Genomic DNA, 23,659 nt, shown 5'->3' with positions numbered 1-23,659 from the left:
AAACTGTAAAGCAAAATAATACTCAGACAGGTTGCCACACCTTCTGGATATGACAACCTGCTCAAGTTTTTTATATGTGTATTAGGTTGTATGAAGTCTATTTCTCTATAATTCTAAAATTACTTACGAATCTTCTCCACAAATTCCTTCAGTCTCTTGCATCCCTCAACAACATTCTCATAGCTGTTTGCAAAGGACATACGGATATAGTGGTCGCCTTCGCTTCCGAATACATCGCCCGGTACCATTGCTACCTTGGCATTTTCAAGAAGCAACGGGGCAAATTCCTGTCCACTCATGCCGAGTTTTTCGATGTTGATGAAGATGTAGAACGCACCCTTCGGGCAGCGGCAGCTCAGTCCGTCGATCTCGTTGATTGCTTTAACTGCATAGTCGCGGCGTCTCTGATACTCTTTTACCATGTCTGCTACTTCGTTCTTCTCTTCTTTCAGCGCTACGACGCCGGCTTTCTGTACGAAGGAACTTGCACAGGTAACCACGTGCTGATGCAGCTTATTGACAGTCTTGACAATCTCTTCGCTGCAGGCTGCGTAGCCGAGACGCCAGCCGGTCATGGAGTATGCTTTGGAGAAGCCGTTTAATGTGATGGTTCTCTCCTTCATGCCCGGAAGAGAGGCGATGCTGATGTGTTTTGCATCATCGTATAACAGTCTCTCATATACCTCATCTGATATAATCATGATATCGTTCTTCACAGCAATCTCTGCCAGTTCTTTCAGCACATCCTCTGCCAGCACACCGCCGGTCGGATTGCTCGGAGTGATAAGAACGAGTGCCTTGGTCCGTGGGGTAACCTTTGCACGAATCTCATCCAGATCAATCTGGTAATCATTCTCCTCTTTCAATGTATAGGTAATCGGAACCGCGCCCAGAAGCTTCGGAACATTTAAGTAGTTTAACCAGCCCGGATTCGGAACCAGAACCTCATCGCCCTCGTCGAGAAGTGCTGCCATGACATCAAAAACTGCCTCGGAAAGACCTACACTGACGATGATCTCAGTCGGTTTGTACTCTACATTGTTCTGCGTCTTTAATTTCCAGGCAATCGCCTCCCGCAGCTCCATGGTACCAAAGTTGGAAGTATAGAATACATCGCCTTTTTTGATATCCTCGATGCAGGCATTCTTGATGTATTCCGGTGTATCGAAATCCGGACGTCCTAACTCAAAGTGAATGACCGTCTCTCCTGCGCGCTCCATTGCCAGCGCCTTTTCGTTTACTTTACGGATTCCAGACGGAACCAGTTCATCCATTCTTTTTGCGAATAATTTATCCATAATAAAATCTCCTTTTCATTCTGCATATACTCTCAGATTCTCATTGGTCCGCATCTGCTGACACTTTTCCAAGAATATTTTATTTTTCCTGGTAGCCGGCCGGAATTCCGTTTTTCTGTTCTCCAGCCCTTACGCTGCCTTTGTCTCGGTTTCCGCACCAGTTTCCAGCGTATGCATCATGCCCTCGCTGCGTGCTACCACCATGGTGGTTACCACATCACCGGTTACGTTAAAGGTTGTATTTGCCATATCAATCAGTCGGAAGATACCGGCAATCAGACCTACAATCTCCAGCGGAAGTCCCATGTTCGTCAGAAGAATCGTGGTCATGATGATCGCGCCTCCCGGAACACCCGGACAGCCCATAGCTACTAATACAGTAGAAATAATAATGTTTACCAATGCGGACGGTGTCAGGTTCATTCCATAAATCTGTGCCGTCATTACGATAGCCGCTGCATAGTAGATACATCCACCATTCATGTTGATGGTTGCGCCAAGCGGCAGGGAGAACGATGATAACTCGGAAGATACGCCAAACTCATCATTCGTAACAGAGGTTGTGATCGGAAGAGAACCGCTGCTGCTGGTGGTGCTGGCCGTTACAACCCATACTTTCCAGATACCCTGCAGCCATTTCTTTACCGGGAACTTTGCCAGAAGCGCTACCATCGGAATATACATCAGTAAAACAAGGATTACATCGGAAGCATAAACCGTGAGAATCAGCTTTCCGAGCGGTCCAAAGATTTTCAGACCATATGCACCAACTGAATCTGCTAACAGTGCACATACACCAATCGGAGAAAACTCCATAACAATGGCTGTGATTTTATACATTGCATTGGCACAGCTCTGTACACCTGCTAAAAGGCGTTCCCCCTCTTTTCCCATCATGATAAGTGCTACGCCTAAGAATACCGAAAATACGATAATCTGCAGCATATTTGTGTTGGTAAAAGAAGTGAAAATGTTGGATGGGAACATATCGATTAACGTATCAATGATACTCGGCATCGCCTGCGCCTCATAATCAGTCGATTGTGATAACGCGGTTAAATCAAATCCTTTTCCTGGATTGATGATGTTTGCCATGATAAGCCCTAATCCTACACAGAGTGCAGATGTCAGCGCATACAGTCCAACCACCTTCACGCCAATGTTCCGAAGCTTTTTCAAGTCTCCTAAGCTCGCGACTCCCGCTGTGATGGAAAAGAATACCATCGGAACGACAATCATTTTAATCATATTTAAAAAGATGGTTCCCAGAGGTTTTACAATGGTTGCTTTTTCTCCAAATACGAGTCCGATGACAATACCAAGGCCAAAACCGATGAACGTCTTTGTCGCCAAGCTCAATTTCTTTTTTTCTTTCATGAATATTCCCCTTCTTATGCAATACCCTCACTTACTGTTCACACATATGTGACCACCATGTTGTTTCACAGCACTTTCTATTTCAAAAGTGCCTGCTTTAAACAACCTCCTCTATGCTATATTCTCTCCCAGATTTCATTTCCCCAAATGTCCTCCGGGAGAGAGGTATCTGCAGTTCCGGGTAAATTTCCCAATTCACCTGCAAAACATGCCTTCCGTGAACTCTTCCGGATGTCCTGCATTCCGGAAATGCATCTTTGCCATGTTTTGCAATTAGTATGCTCTTGTCATCGCACCGTCTAACAGGATGGTCTGACCAGATACGTATGTATTCGCCTCGGAGCACAGCCATGTAGCCAGACGTCCGTATTCATCGATGGTGCCGTAGCGTCCCATCGGGAACTTCTTCAGGTCTTCCTTCTCGTAATCTGCTACGCTGATGCCAGCCTTGTCTGCACGCATCTTGTTCAGATTCTCAATTCTTGCGGTGCCGATACGACCTGGTCCAATGACATTGACTAAGATATTGTCTTTGCCGACCTCACTCGCCAGGGTCTTGCTCATGCCGACAACGCCCATTCTCATGGTATTGGAAAGAATCAGGTTGTCCAGGCAGTCCTTAACGGAAGAAGAAGTTGAGTTTACGATACGGCCGCCGCCGAGACGTTTCATGGACGGGAGTACCGCACGGATGGTTCTTACGTAGGAGAGCAGGCACATCTCAAAAGCGCCCTCCCATGCCGCATCATCAAAGCTTACGAACGGTCCCGGCTTCGGACCCGGACACATATTTACGAGTGCGTAGATATCGCCCAGTGTTTCAACGGTGTGTTTTACAAGTGCCTCGATGTCCTCCGCCTTGTTAACATCGCAGAGGAAGGTCTCCGGACGGTTTCCGGTTTCTTTCTCAATCTCAGCCTGTGCTTCCAGAAGCTGATCTTTAAACGGTTCTGCGGTACAAATCATAACCTTTGCACCTTCTCTTGCCATCTCGGTTGCAATTCCCTTGCCAAGTCCGGCTGCTGATGCCATACAGAGAACTACTTTGTCTTTTAATCCTAAATCCATGTTGCTACCTCCTGCTTAAAATGAATATATAAAATGATTTGAATGTTCTTTTTGAATTTTTCGTTTTTTTGAAGTATCTTATTTCCCAAATGTATCTGATATGTGTCAGTTTCTTGGAATTGGGATGGCGCTTTCACGCCATCCCCGGTACATATTACAAGGCGATTCTATTTGGGGGAAATCACCATGCAGCCCGTTTTTATCTCCATCCATCACGGATGAAATCTCATTTTTTACGCTTCTTTCTCCGGATGTTTCTTTAAATCAACAACCGGGTTTACAAGTGGTGTCATCTCGAATCCGTCCGGTCCGGTGATGCGGCACTCTGCTACATCGCCATCCTGGATGTGGAACGCTCTCGGTGTTCCGGTGGAAAGGATGTCTCCTGCGTACCATCCCTGGATGCTGCTGTGCAGGGATACCAGACGCGGCGGTCTGTGGGTCATGTTTGCTACTACGTTTTCTGCATGAACTTCACCGTTGTGAACACTCTGAACCAGAAGTTCATTGACATCCGGTACCTCATCCGGGGTTACAAGCTCCGGACCGAAGGAGAAGAAGGTCGGGAAGTTCTTTACGATAGTTAAATATCTCGGATTGCCGCTTACATAATCATTTCCCTTTAAGATGGATTCCTCGGTCATATCAAGGATGGTGGTGTAACCGACGATGGCATCCTGCCAGTTTTCTTCGGATACATCTCTGCAATCCTTGCCCATGATGATTCCAAGCTCAGCCTCTGCGGTGGTTTTCTGTGCTTCTTTTAACTTCGGAAGCAAGATTTCATCGCCCGGACCAATCAGGGTGTCTGCCTGCTTGAAGAAGCTTCCCGGAAATCCCTTCGGAGCTGCAGAACCGATGTCTCCGGCATGGTCTGCATAGTTAAGGCCGATACCAAAGATACGTTTCGGGTTGCGGTAGAGCGGTCCGTATACAACTTTCTCGCTCGGAACCAGTCCCGGAATACTTTCCAGCTCTTCCTTGCCGCCTGCGTTATACCATTTTGTCAGTCCCGGAATCTGCTGCTTCTGGATGAGACTCATGACATCCTCGGCCCATGCGGTTCCCTTTGCTGCATTCAGTGCCTCAATCGGAAGCACTCCATTCTTTAAGACGATACCGGCTTTTTCTGTTCCGTTCACTTTGATAGTTGCAAATCTCATATGGTTTCCTCCTTTATCTGTCAGAGATTGCTTCTTCAGAAGTTCTATTTATCTGTTTCTTTTCATTTTGTTTCAGCGTCTGAAACCCAACCTCTTGAAGCTCTCTGTTTCTTTCTGACATTACTTTACCATTCCCACCAAAAATGTTCCAACTCTCTTTCGAATATGGACGTATAGGTAAATGGTTATGGACTATAACGTGTCTAAAATGATACTTGACCTTCCCTAATAAGCGAAAATACGCCTGGATACAGGCTTTCCTTGTAGTTGGAGGAAGTGGAAATGCCTGTTCCAGACGTATGATTTTAAATATATATATAATCGTTTTATTATGGCTTTTATAAGTTAATCATTCTAGTAGTATGTTTGATGTCCATAGGAGAATCCTTATGCCTGTCCATGGCACTGAGAATCTGAACACCTATTTTAATATGCAGCTTTAAAGACACCGATGATCTGTTCTTTCGTTGCCTTTCTCGGATTCGTGACGCTGCACACATCCTTCATGGCATTTTCGGCCATCACAGCAAAATCTTCTTCCTTGACACCCAGATCACGCAGACGTTCCGGGATACCTACCTGGCTGCTGAGCTGACGGATCGCTGCGATGGCTTTTCTTGCCGCATCCATCGTCGATAAGCCTTCGGTTATCTCGCCCATTGCCTTCGCAATATCGCGGAACCGGTTTGCATTTCCGATCAGGTTGAACTCTTCTACATGCGGCAGGAGAATCGCATTGCAAACGCCGTGCGGCAGGTTATACATACCGCCAAGCTGGTGTGCCATCGCATGTACATAGCCCAAGGATGCGTTGTTAAATGCAATTCCTGCCAAATACTGGCCATATGCCATCTTGTCACGCGCCTTCATATAAACACCATTGGCAACTGCCTTTGGAAGATACTGAGTAATCATCGTAATCGCCATCAGGGCAGCTGCATCTGTAAGCGGATTGGCAGCGGTCGATACATAGGCTTCGATCGCATGTGTTAATGCGTCCATACCGGTAGCTGCAGTCAGAGCCGGCGGCATTCCTACCATCAGGTTCGGATCATTGATCGCAATCTGCGGTGTCACACGCCAGTCCACGATCGCCATCTTTACATGACGGCTTGTGTCTGTGATGATGCAGAATCGGGTAATCTCCGACGCTGTTCCGGCTGTCGTATTTACCGCGATCATCGGGCATAGCGGTTTATCTGAGCGATCCACGCCCTCATAATCACGGATATTTCCTCCATTGGAAGCCACCAGTGCAATCGCTTTCGCACAGTCATGGGAAGAGCCACCGCCCAGGGATATGATAGAATCACAGCTATTCTCTTCAAATATTTTGAGTCCCGCTTCTACATTGACATCCTTCGGGTTTGGTTCCACACCATCAAATACGACACTCTCTACCTCTGCATCCGAAAGAATCTTCTGAATCTGTTCTGCCATCCCATTTTTCGCTAAAAATCCATCGGTTACAATCAGTGCCCTTCTTCCTCCCAGGCTTTGCATCAGAGTTCCTGTTTCTTTCACGGAATCCTCACCAAATAAATTTCTTGTCGGTAAAAAATAGTATGTTGTTGCCATATCGTATACCTCACTTTCCATTCCAGTTTTTTCGGCTACGGGATATACTCTAGCATTTTATCTGACAAAAATCCAAGTCACTTTTAAATATGGCACTATAAGCAATTTCCTATCAGTATTTTGTGAAATTTTAAACTATTTTTTAGCCAGTAGAATGTATTTGATAAAATCATCCACTGTTGCCCCCACGCCCGGATAGCGCTTCATCGACAAAAGGATTGCACGCTTTGCCAGCGGATCGCCAATCTTGTAATAACAGAGTTTTTCCGTTTTCTCTGTGTATTTCAGCAGTGCATCCCTAAAAAAGATGATACCGGACTGTCCGCTCCGCGCCACATTATAGGCAGTCTGAAGCTGATCAAAATACATAATCACCTTCGGCTCGAAACCAGCGTGGGCGCAGATATCCATACTCCTTTTATAAGAATCCTGATTCTTTTTCAGCATCAGAAATGGTTCTTTCGAGACTTTGGAAAGGTCCACCGCACGCACCGCTTCATCCAGAAAACTCCGCTCCAGGATTGATTCCCTGGAGATCTGAAACTCTTTCAGCTTCTCATTCACAGCAAAGGAAGCAGGAACCGCCATAATCATATACTCATACCCCAGCGTCACACTCTCAAACATCTCCGGGTCGAGTGCCTCGACATCCATCGTGATATCAAACTGCCCGGTTCTAAGCCCCGCATCCATCCCTGAAATATCCGTCTCCGTCACGTTGATCCGGCACTTTGGATTCAGTCTGCAATAGCCCCGGATCACCTCCGGAAGAAAATACGCACAGAAATATCCGGAGCTTCCGATGTTAATCACACCGGAACGGATACCCGCCAGCTCTGCAAAATGCTGCTCCATCTCATTGCTGAGCTCGTATATCTTCCGCGTTTTTTCCAGATAATACTGCCCCGCCGGGGTCAGTGCCACCGGGTTCACATTCCGGTCAAAAAGCGAGATCCCATATAACTCTTTCTCAATCTTTTTAATCGCGCCGCTGAGCGCCGGCTGGGAAATATAGAGTTTCTGGGCTGCTTTTGAAAAACTTCCTTCCTTCGCAATTTCCATCACGTATTCATACTCACGCTTACTGAACATACTCCCATCCCTCCATTGTATCTCTATGTACTCTATCAGCTACCCGCTTTTATCCGGTTATATGTTTTAGTCTCTCTCCCGGAAAAAAAGTAAAAATATTTTTATCGCAATTATAACGGGTTCTTTTTATCACGTCAATTCTGTAATGTATACTATTTTTACACAATTTTCAGTCTCTAAACAACAATCCGAGCATTTTTCACTCTTGCTTTATGAGGCGTTCTTTCCTATAAAACAACGAAAAAGACGCTATGCTGAAGCCTCATTACTTCGTACACAGCGTCTTTTTATCCAGAATTTTATTAAAATCTAAAATTTGAATTATTCAGCCTGCTCAGACTCTTTCTTTGCGTTCAGGTACTCCTGGATGTTTGCCATAACCTCGTCTGCGTTCAGACCGTGTACCATGCAAGCCTCCTCCAGAGACTCACCGATCGAAGACGGACAGCCAACACAGTGCATGCCTGCCTCCATCAGAACATATGCAATACCCATATCATACTGAAGCATCTCGCCCATCGTGGTTGCTTTTGTGATTTCCATGATAAATTTTCCTTTCTATTCATACTTGCAGTCTCTTACGCAGCTTTGCGGTTTTCACCGCCGCTGCAAAAACACCGCGATTATTCTTATGCTTTCTTATATTAACACGAATCGCGCGGTTTTACTATCTTTTTTTGTGAAACATAGAAAATGTTACGATTCACTGGAAAAATTTTTCTGAGCTGAAAATTTTGTACAATCCGGCAGCAGCATTGCTCTTCTCTTGCATCCTCTTCTTATTTCTCTTATAATTACCATGATTGTTCTATGTTTTCCTGTATTGAGAATACGATAGTCACTGGCTCCGTTTTTCTGCCTGTGTCGGAAAACATTTTGATTTTTATACATTAAGGAGTTTTATAAAATGGATCCCTTTTCCATGTTAGAATTACTATTATCCGAAAACCAGTTCGAACTTATTCTCCCGGAAACCGGCACTTCTGCTCCCGACACGATCCGCCTGGTTTACCTGATGAATGATGCAGTCGAAAGTTTCCTTCTCTTCCACAACGCCCGCCTGACCGGTACCTACGATCCGGCATACGAGGGCGAACTCGATGCCCTCTTAACCCAGGATGAAAACGAACGCTACGCCCTGATCATCCATCAGGGAGACTCGGTTGTCACACTCTTTTTCGAAGATCTGACTCTCGAAAATCACTACTATGACTACAGTCAGCTCGGGCACTTCTGGATGAAAGGCTACGAATACCTCCGCCAGCTCGAATACCGCATCGCCATCCTGCGCGACAAACTCGACTATCTGGGGGAAAACTCCTGCAACGCAAACGAGCGGGAGCTTGCCTCCCTCGCGGAATTTCCCCCACTGAACGTCTGCTGCTACCCGGCGGTCCCGGAAAAATACCGCGTCATCCGTGAAAATCCCTGGCATCTCTCCGAAGACGCTTCGCGCGTCTTCCAGTCCATCGCCGTCGAAGCCGGTGATCCAAAACTGCTACATCGCCTGAAAGACTATGAGCAGCACCCCACCAAGCGCCGCGCCCGTCAGATTGCCCGCCTCCTGCACCGGAACGCCCATGCCAAGACAGTCGATCTCCTGACCCGGAAGCTTCAAAAAGCCTCTTCCGCCTACCCGTCCCGCACCTTCGGAAAAGCCCAGCAGACCCGTCACCTGGCTCTCGAACTTCTTGCCAAAAAAAGACAGAAAGAGCTTGAAAAGCGCGGCATCCGCTCCGAACTGCTGCGTGAAGAACCCTTTACGACAGCGCAGGATTCGATTGAATTTAAGATGCATTTAATGATATGGGAGAAAGGAATTTTGAACCGTAAGGCGAGGATTGAAACCTGGGAGGAGCCGTAGTGGGACGTGAAAAACCTGAGAGCGGCAGCACTGGAAGCCGTTCTCAGGTTTTCACCTTGTTTTTAAGAAAATGATGGTTGGAATAAAATAATTTATTGCAACAGATCCTGCCGGTTGCAGTACTCTGTATGCAGCAGCTTATGTGACAGCTCCCCACACGGTTCTCCCAGATACGTCTCATAAATTTTCTGGATCGCCGGGTTCTTGTGCGACTGTCTGACCGGAAGCTCTGCCTCTGCCTCATAGATGGCTTTCTTCCGCTTCTCCATGATCGACCATGTCTTAGGCGGATTTCCACCGCCGCCGATGCAGCCGCCCGGACACGCCATGATCTCGATAAACTGATAATCGGCGGTTCCGTTCTTTACCTTTTCCAGCAGAATCTTGGCATTCTTGATGCCGTGTGCCACGGCTACCTTGATCACTCTGCCGTTCAAATCAACCTGCGATTCCTTGATTCCCTCGAAACCGCGGACCGGTGTATAGTCTAGATGTTCCATCTCTTTGCCGGTTACCACCGCATAAACGGTGCGGAGTGCCGCCTCCATGACGCCGCCAGTCGCACCGAAAATAAGTCCCGCGCCGCTTCCTTCGCCAAATGGATCGTCAAACGGCGTATCCGGAAGCTCAGAAAAATCGATTCCACCGGCACGGATCAGCGCTGCCAGTTCCTGTACCGTGATGGAAATATCCACATCCTGATAGCCGCTGTCCCTCATTTCCGGACGGGTACACTCAAATTTCTTTGCCGTACACGGCATAACGGAAACACTGCAGATCTCACCCGGATCGATGCCCTCGCGCTTCGCAAACCAGGTCTTGATCAGCGCACCGAACATCTGCTGCGGGGATTTTGCCGTCGATAAATGCTTCGTGTACTCCGGCGCGTAAGTCTCACAATATTTAACCCACGCCGGACAGCAGGAGGTGATCATCGGCAGAGTTCCGCCATTCTGCAGGCGGTTTAACAGTTCCGTTCCCTCCTCCAGGATCGTCAGATCCGCGGAAAAATCAGAATCAAATACCTTGTAAAAGCCCAGGCGCTTAAGTGCCGACACCAGACGTCCCGTGCTGACAACACCCGGCTGCTCACCCAGTGCCTCCGCCAGCGTAATGCGGACGGACGGAGCCACCTGGATAATCAGTTTTTTGCCTAATTCTTTCTGGCGATATAACCCGTAGGTATGATAATGCACCGTCAATGCTCCGGTCGGACACACCTGCACGCACTGGCCGCAGTTAATACAATTGGTATCAGCCAGTTTTTCCCCATAGGCCGGGGCAATCAGCGTATGGAATCCACGGTTTTCCTTCGAAAGGACGTTGATTCCCTGAATCTCATTGCAGACCTCCATACAACGCCCGCACAGAATACATTTCTGCGGATTCCGCATGATGGCCGGAGAACTCCAGTCCTCCTTCTGATGGCGGAGCTGCTTGTCATAGCGGATATCGAGGTGCATTCCGACATCCTGCGCTACCTTCTGCAGATCGCATTTTCCGTCCTTCGGACATACGAGGCATTCCTGCGGATGTCTCGCAAAAATCAGTTCCAGAATATTTCTTCTCGCTTTCAGTACCTTCGGGGATGCCGTCTGCACGACCATTCCCTCCGAAACAGGTGTACTGCACGCGGTCGGAAGAAGTCTCTGTCCTTCTACCTCAACCACACAGATACGGCAGACCGCCTTGATGCTCAAATCCTCATGATAGCAGAGAGTCGGAATGTGGATACAGGCTTTCTTCGCCGCCTGGAGGATCGTCGTTCCTTCCTCCACCTCTACCGGCTGCCCGTCGATTGTCAGATGTACCATCATGCTTCTCTTCCTCCTCTCCGCTCAAATCGTCCCGCGTAGGATGTTCCCCGGCTGCGATGTCTCGCATACGCGTCATACGAATCATACATGACATCGCGTTCACCGACTGCTGCACGCCGTCTTCCCATCCGGCTGTTTCCATCGTTTCTATAATCTTCTTCTGCTTCATAAATTCCTTCCGCCACGGCTGCCTGAGCGCAGACCGGGCAGTAATCGCGGTCGATGTGCGCCAGATATTCCTTACGGAAGTTCTGGATACTCGTCTGCACCGGAACTGCGGTCGAATGTCCCAGACCACACAGGGCAGTCAGGCGCATCGTCTCCGTCAGCTCATCGATTTTTTCCAGATCCGGCAGAGTCGCCAGCCCCCGGCTGATGCGGGTAACCAGATTGTAAAGCTGCTGGCCGCCCTCGCGGCACGGTGTACATTTTCCGCATGACTCGCCGCGGAAGAAGTCCAAATTGTTTCGCACAATATCTACAATACAGTTGCTGTCGTCGATGACCAGAATCGTACCGCAGCCAAGACGTCCGCCGGATGCCGAAACTGTATCAATATCCAGTGTCATATCGATCTGATCGGCATTGATGATCGCACCGGAGGTACCACCGGTCTGCACGCCCAGAAGCCCTTTTCCATCCGCGATGCCGCCGCACACTTCATAAATGATATCTTTGAGGTTCACGCCCATCGGAAATTCAAATACGCCCCTGCGGACTACATTTCCACAGACCGTAAAAAGTTTCGTGCCAGGGCTGTTTGCCGTGCCGATGCTGCGGTACCACTCCGCTCCGTTTAAGAGGATCGGTGCAATATTCGCCAGCGTCTCTACGTTATTTAACATGGTCGGTTTTCCAAAGAGTCCGTGAATGCTCGGAAACGGCGGACGGAAACGTGGCTCGCCTCGTTTTCCCTCAATGGACTCAAACAATGCCGTCTCCTCGCCGCAGACGTAAGCACCCGCACCAGAGCGGAACTTGATTTCAAAGTCAAAACCGCTCTCCATCATATTTTTTCCTAAAAATCCGCGTTTTTCCGCATCCTCCAGCGCATCTTTTAATACCGGGAACAAATATGTATACTCGGCTCTCAGATAGATATATCCGGTATGGGCGCCGACTGCTTTTCCAGCAATCGCCATGCCCTCGAAGACCGCACACGGGTCGGTCGAGAGAAGAATCCGGTCTTTATTCGTTCCCGGCTCTCCCTCATCGGCGTTACAGACGATGTATCTCGTTGGGTCAGATGCGTGGGCGGTAAACTCCATCTTTCGGTAGGTCGGGAATCCCGCACCGCCGCGTCCACGAAGTCCGGAGGCGCGGATCACATCGATAATCGCTTCACTGTCCATCGAAAGTGCTTTTTTCAGCGCTTCAAATCCGCCGCGGTCCGCATACTCCTGTGAACTTCTCGGATTAATCTTGCCGCGGTTTTTCAGCAATACGTGCATTTCCTCCATACTATTCCACATCCTCCCGTATATATTGTTTGATAATATCCCGCACCGATTCCGGCGTCAGGTTGCCGTACACGTGCTCATTGATCATGATCGCCGGGGATATTTCACACAGTCCCAGGCAGGGACAGTATTCCAGGGTGAACCTTCCGTCCTCGGTCGTCTCCCCGATGCTGATGCCGAGCTGATCCTCCAGCGCCTGAACGACCGCCTGCGCCCCATGTACGTGGCACGGCGCGCTCTTGCACATCCGGACAATGTAGCGCCCCCTCGGTTTTACCGACAGCATCGCATAAAAGGTGATGAAACTGTACACCTTGTTCATCGGAATATCCATCTCCCTGGCGATGACTGACGCCACCTCCTTGGAAAATGCCGACACAACCTTCTGCGCCCGGATGATCACTGTCATCAGCATATCCGGTCTGCCCTTGTATTCCGCCGCAATCGCAGACACCTGTACCAGCTTTGAAGCCGGTGTCTTATATACATAACTGTCCCTGTCCATCCTGCTCCCTCACTTTCAGTTTGTATTTTTACAAACTTATTTTTTGTTTGACTAACTGTCTGTTTGATTTTTTCTCGATTATAGGGATGCACTGACAAATTGTCAAGAAAAACTTACAGTTTGGTTTGTTAATTGACAAACAGTTTGTCTGAGAGTATGATGAAAGAAACAGGTTTGCTCTCATTTCCCGTTATCTTGTACCTGAATTTTTGATTTTTAAACAAAAAAGGAGAACATTCTCTTATTTATGTTCCCTATCTACTAACTTTTTTCTATAGAAACAGGATTGACGCAGCAAAATGAACGCGATAAAATTTTTTTCAGGAACTTTGACAAAAGAAAGACAATCCCTGTGCATTTCATTTTCCGAATTATTTTAAGCCGCAAAATTTTGCGATACACACTCGGGGCACAGAGCACCCCAAAGGAGGTATTCATGGAAATTTCCAACTACATGGACTTTCAGTTTCTCATCCGTTTTCTCGAAGGACTTCAAAAGTTTCTCGGAGATAACTGTGAGATCATCGTCCACGATTACCGCAAAGGCTACGATCACACGATCGTCTACGCATTCAACTCACAGCTAAGCGGGCGCGACGTCGGCGGTTCCCCGCGCGGCGGCATGATCACACAGCTCGGCAATGATATCGAGCCGCTCAAGCATTCGATCATTTCCCTCGATACCAGCCAGAAAGACCGGCTTTTTAAGTCCTGCACAACGCTCATCGAGGACGAACATCACAAAATTATCGGATCTGTCTGCTTAAATATGGATGTTCGCGATCTCTATCTGGCACAGAGCGCCCTGCAAAATCTGATCGGACGCCCAGGCACCATCGGCGTATCGGCAGCTGTGGGCGCACAGATCGACGGCATGTCTGGCTGCACACCATCCGGAATGGCTTCTGATGGCACCTTTTCAGGAACTGGCAGCACGGACGGCACGAATGGCGCAAATCAGGCAGCCATGTCTGACCGCGACTTTATTCTCAAAAAGAATGTCGATGATATTTTACAGCACTATATTTATCAGGCAGAGTCCATGATCGGAAAACCGATGATGCTGATGAACAAGGAGGAAAAAATTCGTGCACTCGACTATCTTGACCAGAAAGGCGTCTTCAAGATCACAAAAACCAGCCTGCTCCTGTGCGACGCGATGCAGATTTCCAAGTATACACTGTATAATTATCTGGAAGAAGCGCGGATTTCACGAAAGAGTGAAACGAATGAATAAGAATCATAAACTAATTCTTTCAACCTCTGTTTGCTTATCCTTTTATTCATTTTAAAATATAAAAGACCTGAAGAGCAGCCATTTACCGCACCTTTCAGGTCTTTTTATATTCATTTACCATATTTACATTATTTTCTCAATTTTTCTAGTATTCTTTCTATTATTGTTGCTTCTTACCTATTCTTTTTATCCTATAAACAGACACCACGCCGGAATCGTAATCATCGAAATCAGCGTCGTGAGCACTACCGTTTTCGCTGCAAACGGTGCATCGCTGTCATAGCGCGCCGCAAAGATCGCTGCAGTTGCACCGGCTGGCATTCCCGTCATGATGACTGCCACACCTGCTGCCACCGAATCCAATCCGGCCGCCAGGCTGATTCCATATGCCAGAAGCGGAAGAAGGAACAGACGGAGCACACTGAATTTGAGGGCCGTCGGATTAATAATCTCACGCAGTTTCACATCGGTCAGAATCGTACCGATAATAAACATCGTCAGCGCCGAGTTACAGTTTCCAATGTAGGTAACCGTCGATTTCAGCACGCCCGGAAGCTGCAGCTGTGTCGCCATCAGGAACATACCGATGTAGACACCGACCAGACACGGGTGCGTCAGGACATTTTTCAATACCTTTTTCCGGTCAGAACCGCCTCCAACAAAATAGGATGTACCCGCCGACCACATGACAACGCGCATCGGAATCAGGAAAATGGATGCGTAGAGAAGTCCCATACTTCCATATACGCCTTCCGCAACCGGGTTTCCGAGGAATCCGCCGTTGGAAACGATCGTACAGTATTGAAGCACCTTCCGGTGCTGCTCTGAATATCCCTTAAACAGCACTTTGTTGAGTGCCACACAGACAAGCTGCAAGACAAATCCAACCGCCAACAGCAACCCGCACGTTTTAAAAATCGAAGCATCAAATGAAATCAGGCACGATTTCACAATATTGCAGGGAATCACGATATTCACGCAGAGATCCGTCAGACATTTTTCGCCTTCCTTGCTGATGATCCCGCGCCGTTTCAGTACCGCACCCGCCAGTATCATCAAGAATAAAGAACCCTGTAGGTTGCAAAGTTCGAGTAAATTCATATGGCTCTTCCTCCTTTTCCTACGGCCTTCTTATGAGACGAACCAAAAAACTCCAGATCGGCAGTATGTACAGATACGACGCCACCACCACACTCGCAATCGGAGCACCGACGGCTGCCAGAGGAACGGCTCCGGCGATCGACCACGGAACCAGCGGTGCCAGCACAACCGCCGTATTTTCCAGATCGATTGCAAATCGTTTATTATCTGGATTTCCTTCCTTGCAGAGCTGATGGGTCAGCATGATCGAAAGCGTCTGGTTACAAGCGATCATGGAAGCAACTGCCGCCACCGCAAAGGTCGCACCAAACGGAGTAATTTTCCGGCTCAACGCCTCTATTTTCCCCTGAATCGGCTTCAAGAGCCCAGTTCCCTCGAAAATTCCTGCATAACAGGAGGACAGGCTCACAATCGCAGCCACCTTAATCATTGATTTCAGGCCGCCGCCGTTCATCATAGCATTGAGCGCCGGATCGCTTGCCTGATAACCGGTCAGGCACATCTGTAAAATTTCTTCGATTGTCCGCCCCTGCAGCACCACGCTCAGAAACGCCGCCAACACAATGCTGATCAGCATCGTTTTCTTGACCTCCACCCGGAACACAGACAGCACCAGGATAATCGCCGCTGGGATCACCGCGCTCCAATGAAGTACAAAACGATTGGAAAACAGCCCTTCCACATCCATCCGTCCGTTTCCGGCACTCATGGAACGTCCCACTATATAATAGAGAATACATGTAGCCACAAATGGCACCAGCGATGTCTTTACCATTTCGCGGATATTTTCATAAATATCCGTCTTCGTCAGCACACAGACAAGATTCGCGCTGGACGATACCGGTGAACAGCGGTCGCCAAAATAGATGCCAGAAAGAATCGCGCCGCCGATCCAGAACGGGTCAAGCTCCATCGCACGTCCCATCGCCATACAGATAACACCCATCGTCGCGCCGGTTCCAAAGGAGGTTCCGGTCAGGATCGACACCATACAGTTAAGAAGGAACGCGATCACAAGAAATGCCGACGGCGACACCAGCTTCGACGACCAGCACACGATCACGGCGATCGTGCCGGACGCCCGCCACAGCGCTGTGATAAAGCCAATAAGTCCGAAAATCATCAGGATATTGCGGACGGTTTTAACGCCGGAAAGCGACATTTTTCCGAGTTCCGCAAGGCTGTGCTTCCGAATCAGGCCATACGCACAGAAAATCAGATAGCCGCCTGCCAGTGCCCAAAGCACGGATGCGCCGGTAAACACGCAGCCTGCCAGCGCTGCGATAAATGCAAGTAATACAATTCCCTCCAGCATACTTCCTCTCTCTTTCCTACTAACCTGTTATTTTTCATCATAATCTTTTGTTTTTGATGTTTTTAGTATATTCCTGTTCCACCTTAATGTCCATCTGTTATTTTATGTATTAAATACAGCTAATTTTTGTATCTTACGCAAAAAATCCCTGCTTTTTCTCTATTCGTTTGTTTCTTGATCTAAAAAAGAAGACTTCCCAACATTTTATAATCGTCCAGCTTTCTTCTACTTTTTTCTATTTCTTCATATACTTTTCTAACATACCCTCCCCGGAGATCTGCCATGCGAAGATTTCATCCTTTGATTACCGGAACCCTGCTCCTGACGGCAGTCGGATTTTTCTGCCGGATTCTCGGCTTTTTCTACCGCATCTTTCTCTCCCGGACGATCGGCGCCGAAGGTCTGGGTTTATATCAGATGATTTTTCCCATACATGGCATCGCATTTGCTCTCTGCGCCGGTCCAATCCAGACTTCACTCTCCCGCCTGACCGCCGCCTCCCCGGAAAAGGGACGCGCCTTTTTGCGGGTCAGCCTCGCACTCTCACTATCGATCGCCCTGCCGCTGACCTCTTTGATCTACACCTTCGCCGATTTTCTCGCCGCGCGCGTCCTTCTTGCGCCCGAATGTGCGCCGCTTCTGCCCGCACTCGCCCTCTCCATCCCCTTCTGTGCGATTCATGCCTGCTGCTGCGGGTATTATTACGGGCTCAAAAAAACGGCAGTCCCGGCATTTTCACAGGTGGTCGAGCAGTGCATCCGCATTTTCTCCGTCCTGCTGATCGTCCATGTCTGCCGCACGAACAGGATTCCTATCACGGTGCTACTGGCTGTCTGGGGGCTGTTGATCGGGGAAGCGGCATCGGCGGTGTTCTGTCTGCTGGTTTATGGATGCTCGAAGCCTGCTGCCACACTGCCAAATGCAAACACACCTATTACTCCCCTGCTCCTCCCCCTCCTCAGCATGGCACTCCCCCTCATGGCGAATCGCCTCACACTCAGCTTTCTCCAGAGTCTCGAAGCCATCTTTGTACCGAACCAGCTTCTCCTCTCCGGGCTCTCGCGGGTTGAATCGGTCAGTATTTACGGAGTTCTCACAGGCATGGCACTCCCCTTTGTCCTCTTTCCATCCGCCATTACCAACTCCCTCGCCGTCGTCCTGCTCCCGGCAGTCTCGGAGGCGCAGGCGCAGAATCAGCCGGACAAAATCGAACGCACCATCTCCATGGCACTCCGCTACAGCCTGTACATGGGAATTCTCTGCGTCGGGCTCTTCACCCGCTTCGGTCCAGCACTGGGCGAAACCTTTTACCACAACGCCGATGCCGGACGTTTCATCCAGATTTTATCCTGGCTCTGCCCGTTTCTCTACCTCTCCACTACCATGGGAAGTATTTTAAACGGGCTTGGGAAAACGGGAAGCGTCTTCGTCCACCATACGATTTCCATGCTTCTCACCCTGTCGCTCGTCCTTTTCGCCATCCCGCGATGGGGAATTTTCGCCTATCTGGCGGCGCTTCTCATCAGCGAACTGGTGCTCGCCTTTCTCCACATCCACGCCCTCGCCTGCGAAGTCCCGATCCGCCTGCCAGTCAGCCAGGGCATTGTAAAACCGGCATTCTGCCTGCTGGTTTCGATTGGGATGTTAGAAGTTATTCCAAACGCGTCTTACCTGCCTCACCTGTTTCCGCCTGTCCTCATCCAGTCCGGTATCCTTTGCCTGCTGTATATAGGAGGACTGCTTCTCTTACATACAGGTACAGTCAAACAATAAATTATATGCTATTTTGCTATATCCCTTAAATGCAATATGTTTAGGTATTTTCTGGCAATTTACATTTTTTTATTTTATACTTATTACATTCAGGGGGATTTACAAAGGGGGAACTTTTTTGAAATACGATATCAATTTTCGGCATTTAGAATATTTTATCAAGGTAGCGCGCCTCGGATCCATCAATAAAGCCGCCCAGGCGCTCTATATTTCCCAGCCGTATCTTGGGAAAATCATGCACGATCTGGAAGAAAATCTCGGCGCCAGGCTCTTTAACCGCAGCCGCTCAGGCGTAACATTAACGCCTGAAGGAATGGAATTTCTGACACATTCCGAAAAAATCATTGACGAAATGGAACAGCTCTGGTTTCAGAAAAAGAAGGAACAAATCAAAATTTCTGATCCGCTGGCTGTCTCCATGACACGTTTTTCTCATATCATGGAAAGTTTCAGTGAAATCGTCCTGCGCCACCGCGATCAGCCATCCTTCTCCCATCGACTGTATGAAGGCAATTCAGACGAAGTCATCGAGGATGTGGTATCCGGGCGTGTCGATGTAGGCGTGTTTCATTTTGACAGCCGCAAACGGCGTGAAATGGATGCCCTGCTCGAATCAAAAGGGCTGGAGTACCATTTTCTTGCCAACATCGAACCACACATTATCATTTCCCGCAAACATCCGCTTCTGCTGCAACAGAAACCGGTCAACCTGCACACACTGGCAGAGTACGGCTTTCTCTGGTATCTTGGACAATGCGATGATTATATTTACCAGCTTCTCTCCGAAGGGGATCAGGATGCAGAAAAAATGCGCTCGAAAATCACCTATCTTTCCAGCCGCGCCACCCTGATGTACATGATCTCGATCAGTGACTGCTACAGCATCGGCATCCACGATTTCGCCAAACAAGAAGCCTCCTACCACTCCACTTCTATTCCGATTCCAAACTGTGGTTTTATGCTGGAGTTTGGATATGCAATGCGGAAAGACACGCCAATGACGGCGATCGTACAAGAATTTATTTATGACTTAAAGAAAAAACTTCTCTAAAAAAACACCATCAAAGCTGCCGGACATTCACAGCCATCCCCGGCAGTTTTTTTGATCCTTTTCAGCACCTCTTCCCCGTTCATCATAAATATTTATTCATATCTGACATATATATCCCGTTATACCTTTTTATCATATCCCTTAAAGCTGACACGCATTATACAAACTGCCTTCCCCATGCTACCATACTATCAGAAAGCAACACCGAATAAAAAACAGGAGGCGTTTAAGTATGAGAGATGTACTTGAACAAGCCGTTGCACTGGGAAAAACACATACCCATGAGGGTGCAGTTGCCACATACATACCAGAGCTTGGAAAGGTAGATGGCAGTCAGCTCGGAGTCAGTGTTTTTTGCCGGAACGGCAAACGGATTTCCGTCGGGGATACGAAAGTCCGTTTCAGCATTCAGAGTATCTCCAAAATCATTACTCTGGCAGTCGCATTGGAAATCTGCGGCTTCGACCAGGTCTTTAAAAAAGTAGGCATGGAGCCGACCGGCGATCCATTTAACTCGCTGATGAAACTGGAAAATACGGACAGTTCCCCCTACAACCCGATGATCAATGCAGGCGCTATCGTAGTGGCAAGCTGCCTTGCTTCCGAAATCAGTTTCGATACCATGCTTGATACCATCCGGGCTCTCTGCATGGATCCGGACATCAACCTCGACAAAAAGGTTTATCACTCGGAAATGTCTCATATTTCCCGCAACCGGGCAATCGCCTATCTGCTGGAGAGCAAGGGGTACATCGAAAAGAATAAAGATGTGGAAAACAGCCTGCATTTTTATGTCAAAATGTGCTCTCTCAGCGTGACGGCAGAAAGCCTCGCCGGACTGGGACTGATTCTCGCCAACGATGGCATTCATCCAGACACGGGAAAACGGCTTTTAAGCAGCCAGGCAGTTAAAATCGTCAAAACACTCATGTTTACCTGCGGTATGTACGATGGTTCCGGCGAATTTGCCGTCCGGGTCGGCATCCCATCCAAAAGCGGCGTCGGCGGCGGTATCTTATCAGTGGTAGACGGCGAGATGGGAATCGGCATCTTCGGACCGGCGTTAGATAAAAAGGGGAACAGCGTCGCTGGAGAATGCGTGCTTGAATATATGTCACATGAACTGCATCTCCATATGTTTGATCCGCAGCGGCACACTTTATAGCAAAAACAATATGTAAATTGTATGAGAGGGGTATTTTAAAATGGCAGATTTATACGCAAAGATAATCGGCACAGCAAGCAACTATCTTTACAGCTACGTGTTAATCATCCTGCTGGTAGGCGGCGGCATCTATTTTACCATCCGCACCAAAGGGGTACAGCTTCGTTACTTACTTGAATCCATCCGGGTTATTCTGGAGCCATCCGACAAGGAAGATGAGTCTATTTCCGCCTTTCAGGCATTGATGGTTTCCACTGCTTCGCGCGTCGGCACCGGAAATATCGCCGGCATTTCTACCGCCATCTGTTTCGGCGGTCCGGGCGCTATCTTCTGGATGTGGATGACCGCGATCCTCGGAAGTGCAACCGCATTTGTAGAAAGTACGCTGGCACAGATCTACAAACGCCGTGCCGAAGACGGAAGTTGCTACGGCGGTCCTTCCTACTATATTGAAGCCGTTCTGAAAAAAAGATGGCTGGGTGTTCTCTATGCTATTTTCATGATTTTGACTTACATGGTTGGATTTAACCTCGTTGCATCCTTCAATGTGGCAGATTCTTTTAAAGTATACAGTTTCTACAATCCAAGCCTGACTCCGATTCTCATCGGTATCATCCAGGCTGTTATCTTCGGCATCTGCATCAGCGGCGGCGGCAAACAGATCGCTAAAATCACAGGAATTCTTGTTCCGGTAATGGGCGGACTTTACATTGCAGCTGCCCTGCTGATGATTATTCTCCACGGAAACATGATTCCGGGTATGTTCGCAAGCATTTTTGAAGGGGCTTTTGATATTCAGGCTATCTTCGGCGGCTTCATGGGATCCGTTGTGATGCTCGGCATCAAGAGAGGCTTGTTCTCCAATGAGGCAGGTGTCGGTGCTTCCGCTACCGCAGCCGGTTCCGCGGGTGTCAGCCACCCGGTCAAACAGGGTCTTGTTCAGGTATTATCCGTATTTATCGATACTGTTGTCATCTGCTCTGCAACCGCATTTTTACTGCTCTGCTCCGGCGTTGCACCGAGTGCAGACATGGCTGGCATGGCATATGTGCAGGCAGCTATGAATAACGTATTCGGCACCGCAGGTGTTGTATTTATCACAGTTGCCCTGATTTTATTTGCCTTTACCACGCTACTCGGAAACTACTATTTTGCTGAAACCGGCATGGCTTATCTCTGCGGCAAAACTCCGGTCAAGGGCGTCCGGATTACCCAGAGAGTGATCGCTATCGTGATTGTCCTCATCGGTTCTGTGGCAAGTCTCGGCATCGTGTGGGATACCGCCGATGTTCTGATGGGACTGATGGCAGTCATCAACGTACCAATTATCTTCCTGATTGCCAAGCCGGCGCTCCGCTGCCTGGAAGACTACCGGGCACAGAAACAGGCTGGGAAGAATCCGGTCTTTAAAGCAGCTGATATTGAGTTGAAAGAAGAAACCGATTTCTGGAATTAATAAAAACAAAAATCCGCAGAAACAGGGCTGTCAGAATCTTTCCCACACATGGTTTCAACCACACTGTGCAAAATTCCGACAGCCCTGCCTGTATTTTTTCATATCTGTATTATATCTATCTTTTTACCGTTTTATTAATCTGCAGCCTTATTTGCGGTTCTTCCAAATCAAAAACATTCCAGCTGCCAGCAGCACCACTCCGACGGCGGCTCCCACCATCCAGTTCGAAGAAGATATTTTCCCCGATCAATTTTATCGAAATCTCTATTTCTATATCTTATACTCTCATAAATAGCAGATTTCTATTCCTACTCCTGCTCGTCCTCTTTCAGCACATACGGCGTCATCTGGTATACATAGTAATTCAGCCAGTTCGAGTACAGCGTGTTGGACATATTTCTCCATTTCAGCACCGGCATGGAAAATGGATCGTTGTCCGGGTAATAGTTGCACGGTACCTGCGGATTTAAGCCTTTTTTCAGATCGCGGTGGTACTCGTTGTTTAACGTCATGCGATCATACTCTGGATGCCCCTGAACGAAAATCTGGCTTCCATCCTGATTCATCACCAGAAATACGCCAGCCTCATCCGATTTCGCCAGAATCTGCAATTCCGGATGTTTCAGAATGTCCTCTTCCCGGTCTTCCGTGTAACGGGAATGCGGGCAGTAAAAATAATCATCGAGACTACGGACCAGCGGGATCTTCCGGTTCAAAAGACGATGTCTGTAAATGCCGGAAAGCTTCGTCTTTCTCTGATGTTTCTGGATTCCATAATGATAATAGAGTCCCGCCTGCATCCCCCAGCAGATATGAAGTGTCGAAGTCACATGCGTCTTGCTCCACTCCATGATCTTCGTCAGCTCGTCCCAGTAGTTGATCTCCTCAAACTCCATATTCTCCACCGGCGCACCGGTAATAATCATACCATCAAAGCGCTTGCGGCGTATCTCGTCAAACGTCACATAAAACTTATTCAAATGCGTCTGCGATGTATTTTTCGAAACGTGCGTTTCCAACATCAGGAATGAACAGTCCACCTGCAGCGGCGTATTCGAAAGTGCCCGCAGAAGCTGCGTCTCCGTATCCTCCTTGATCGGCATCAGGTTCAGAATCAAAATCTCAAGCGGACGAATATCCTGGCTCATCGCCCGATCCTCATCCATCACAAATATATTCTCCGATTCCAAAATTGCCTTAGCAGGAAGATCCTTTTGTATTTTAATTGGCATGGTTATATATCCCCTTTTTATATAAAATTCGTTTGAATTTTAGGATTCTATTATATACCGATATGATTCATTTCTACTTACAATAAAAACTATATCAGCATTCCTAA

The 23,659-nt window shown here is 48.2% G+C and carries 19 protein-coding genes; 6 read left to right on the top strand and 13 right to left on the bottom strand.

Annotated elements, in window-relative coordinates; all coding sequences use genetic code 11:
* Positions 1–119: 119 nt before the first annotated feature.
* The 7 genes from PG862_RS08150 to PG862_RS08120 form a co-directional block, all read right to left on the bottom strand.
* On the bottom strand, positions 120–1,298 hold the full coding sequence (locus PG862_RS08150; RefSeq protein WP_270707071.1) for a pyridoxal phosphate-dependent aminotransferase: 1,179 nt from the start codon (positions 1,296–1,298) through the stop codon (positions 120–122).
* A gap of 129 nt (positions 1,299–1,427) precedes the next feature.
* Positions 1,428–2,675 (bottom strand): dicarboxylate/amino acid:cation symporter, encoded by a 1,248-nt coding sequence (locus tag PG862_RS08145; RefSeq protein ID WP_118742971.1) that lies wholly within the window; start codon positions 2,673–2,675, stop codon positions 1,428–1,430.
* A 273-nt stretch (positions 2,676–2,948) separates the two neighbouring features.
* Positions 2,949–3,743 carry an SDR family oxidoreductase gene (locus tag PG862_RS08140; protein WP_107001269.1) on the bottom strand — a complete coding sequence of 265 codons (795 nt, stop codon included), beginning with the start codon at positions 3,741–3,743 and terminating at the stop codon, positions 2,949–2,951.
* A 233-nt stretch (positions 3,744–3,976) separates the two neighbouring features.
* Entirely contained in the window at positions 3,977–4,906 is a 930-nt protein-coding gene (locus tag PG862_RS08135) for a fumarylacetoacetate hydrolase family protein (RefSeq protein WP_118652799.1), read from the bottom strand.
* A gap of 426 nt (positions 4,907–5,332) precedes the next feature.
* Positions 5,333–6,484 carry an iron-containing alcohol dehydrogenase gene (locus PG862_RS08130; protein ID WP_118749733.1) on the bottom strand — a complete coding sequence of 384 codons (1,152 nt, stop codon included), beginning with the start codon at positions 6,482–6,484 and terminating at the stop codon, positions 5,333–5,335.
* 135 nt (positions 6,485–6,619) lie between these two features.
* Positions 6,620–7,576 carry a LysR family transcriptional regulator gene (locus PG862_RS08125; RefSeq protein ID WP_117795998.1) on the bottom strand — a complete coding sequence of 319 codons (957 nt, stop codon included), beginning with the start codon at positions 7,574–7,576 and terminating at the stop codon, positions 6,620–6,622.
* A 321-nt stretch (positions 7,577–7,897) separates the two neighbouring features.
* Positions 7,898–8,119, bottom strand: a complete 222-nt coding sequence (locus tag PG862_RS08120; RefSeq protein ID WP_107001272.1) for a DUF1858 domain-containing protein — start codon at positions 8,117–8,119, stop codon at positions 7,898–7,900.
* A gap of 364 nt (positions 8,120–8,483) precedes the next feature.
* Between PG862_RS08120 and PG862_RS08115 the strand changes: the two genes are divergently transcribed.
* Positions 8,484–9,440 carry a DUF3878 family protein gene (locus PG862_RS08115; protein WP_270707068.1) on the top strand — a complete coding sequence of 319 codons (957 nt, stop codon included), beginning with the start codon at positions 8,484–8,486 and terminating at the stop codon, positions 9,438–9,440.
* Between the two features lie 92 nt (positions 9,441–9,532).
* Here PG862_RS08115 and PG862_RS08110 read toward each other — a convergent pair whose 3' ends face one another.
* Genes PG862_RS08110 through PG862_RS08100 form a run of 3 tightly spaced genes read right to left on the bottom strand, consistent with a single transcriptional unit; the run spans position 9,533 to position 13,222 of the window.
* On the bottom strand, positions 9,533–11,257 hold the full coding sequence (locus PG862_RS08110; protein ID WP_329751004.1) for an NADH-dependent [FeFe] hydrogenase, group A6: 1,725 nt from the start codon (positions 11,255–11,257) through the stop codon (positions 9,533–9,535).
* Complete coding sequence (gene nuoF, locus PG862_RS08105; RefSeq protein WP_181986212.1) at positions 11,254–12,717, bottom strand: NADH-quinone oxidoreductase subunit NuoF; 1,464 nt, start codon at positions 12,715–12,717, stop codon at positions 11,254–11,256. The genes PG862_RS08110 and nuoF overlap by 4 nt, the downstream gene beginning before the upstream one ends.
* A 1-nt stretch (position 12,718) precedes the next feature.
* A complete protein-coding gene (locus PG862_RS08100) occupies positions 12,719–13,222 on the bottom strand; it encodes an NADH-quinone oxidoreductase subunit NuoE family protein (protein ID WP_118481989.1) in 504 nt (167 codons plus the stop codon).
* Between the two features lie 436 nt (positions 13,223–13,658).
* Between PG862_RS08100 and PG862_RS08095 the strand changes: the two genes are divergently transcribed.
* Complete coding sequence (locus PG862_RS08095) at positions 13,659–14,459, top strand: helix-turn-helix transcriptional regulator (RefSeq protein ID WP_107001276.1); 801 nt, start codon at positions 13,659–13,661, stop codon at positions 14,457–14,459.
* Between the two features lie 186 nt (positions 14,460–14,645).
* On the opposite strand, the gene PG862_RS08090 is transcribed toward PG862_RS08095, so the two are convergent.
* A complete protein-coding gene (locus tag PG862_RS08090; protein ID WP_118523995.1) occupies positions 14,646–15,560 on the bottom strand; it encodes an AEC family transporter in 915 nt (304 codons plus the stop codon).
* A 19-nt stretch (positions 15,561–15,579) separates the two neighbouring features.
* The gene (locus PG862_RS08085) at positions 15,580–16,875 is read right to left on the bottom strand and encodes a Na+/H+ antiporter NhaC family protein (protein ID WP_270707065.1); all 1,296 of its coding nucleotides are present in this window, start codon (positions 16,873–16,875) and stop codon (positions 15,580–15,582) included.
* Between the two features lie 282 nt (positions 16,876–17,157).
* On the opposite strand from PG862_RS08085, the gene PG862_RS08080 reads away from it, so the two are divergent.
* The 4 genes from PG862_RS08080 to PG862_RS08065 all read left to right on the top strand — a co-directional run bounded on the left by PG862_RS08080 (position 17,158) and on the right by PG862_RS08065 (position 22,320).
* Positions 17,158–18,648, top strand: coding sequence for a polysaccharide biosynthesis protein (locus PG862_RS08080; RefSeq protein ID WP_270707063.1), 1,491 nt, complete (start codon positions 17,158–17,160; stop codon positions 18,646–18,648).
* Positions 18,649–18,766: 118 nt separating this feature from the next.
* Entirely contained in the window at positions 18,767–19,699 is a 933-nt protein-coding gene (locus PG862_RS08075; protein ID WP_118481986.1) for a LysR family transcriptional regulator, read from the top strand.
* Positions 19,700–19,931: 232 nt separating this feature from the next.
* Entirely contained in the window at positions 19,932–20,864 is a 933-nt protein-coding gene (gene glsA / locus PG862_RS08070; RefSeq protein ID WP_107001281.1) for a glutaminase A, read from the top strand.
* Between the two features lie 40 nt (positions 20,865–20,904).
* A complete protein-coding gene (locus PG862_RS08065) occupies positions 20,905–22,320 on the top strand; it encodes an alanine/glycine:cation symporter family protein (RefSeq protein ID WP_118467008.1) in 1,416 nt (471 codons plus the stop codon).
* Positions 22,321–22,628: 308 nt separating this feature from the next.
* Here the strand turns inward: PG862_RS08065 and metA are convergent, their stop codons facing one another.
* Entirely contained in the window at positions 22,629–23,552 is a 924-nt protein-coding gene (gene metA / locus PG862_RS08060; protein WP_118467007.1) for a homoserine O-acetyltransferase MetA, read from the bottom strand.
* Positions 23,553–23,659 lie beyond the last annotated feature (107 nt).

This window comes from Clostridium fessum, assembly GCF_027698965.1.
GTDB classification, from domain to species: Bacteria; Bacillota; Clostridia; order Lachnospirales; family Lachnospiraceae; genus Otoolea; species Otoolea fessa.
The sequence above is the reverse complement of the archived record's forward strand: the minus strand, read 5'-3'. Positions and strand labels throughout refer to the sequence as shown.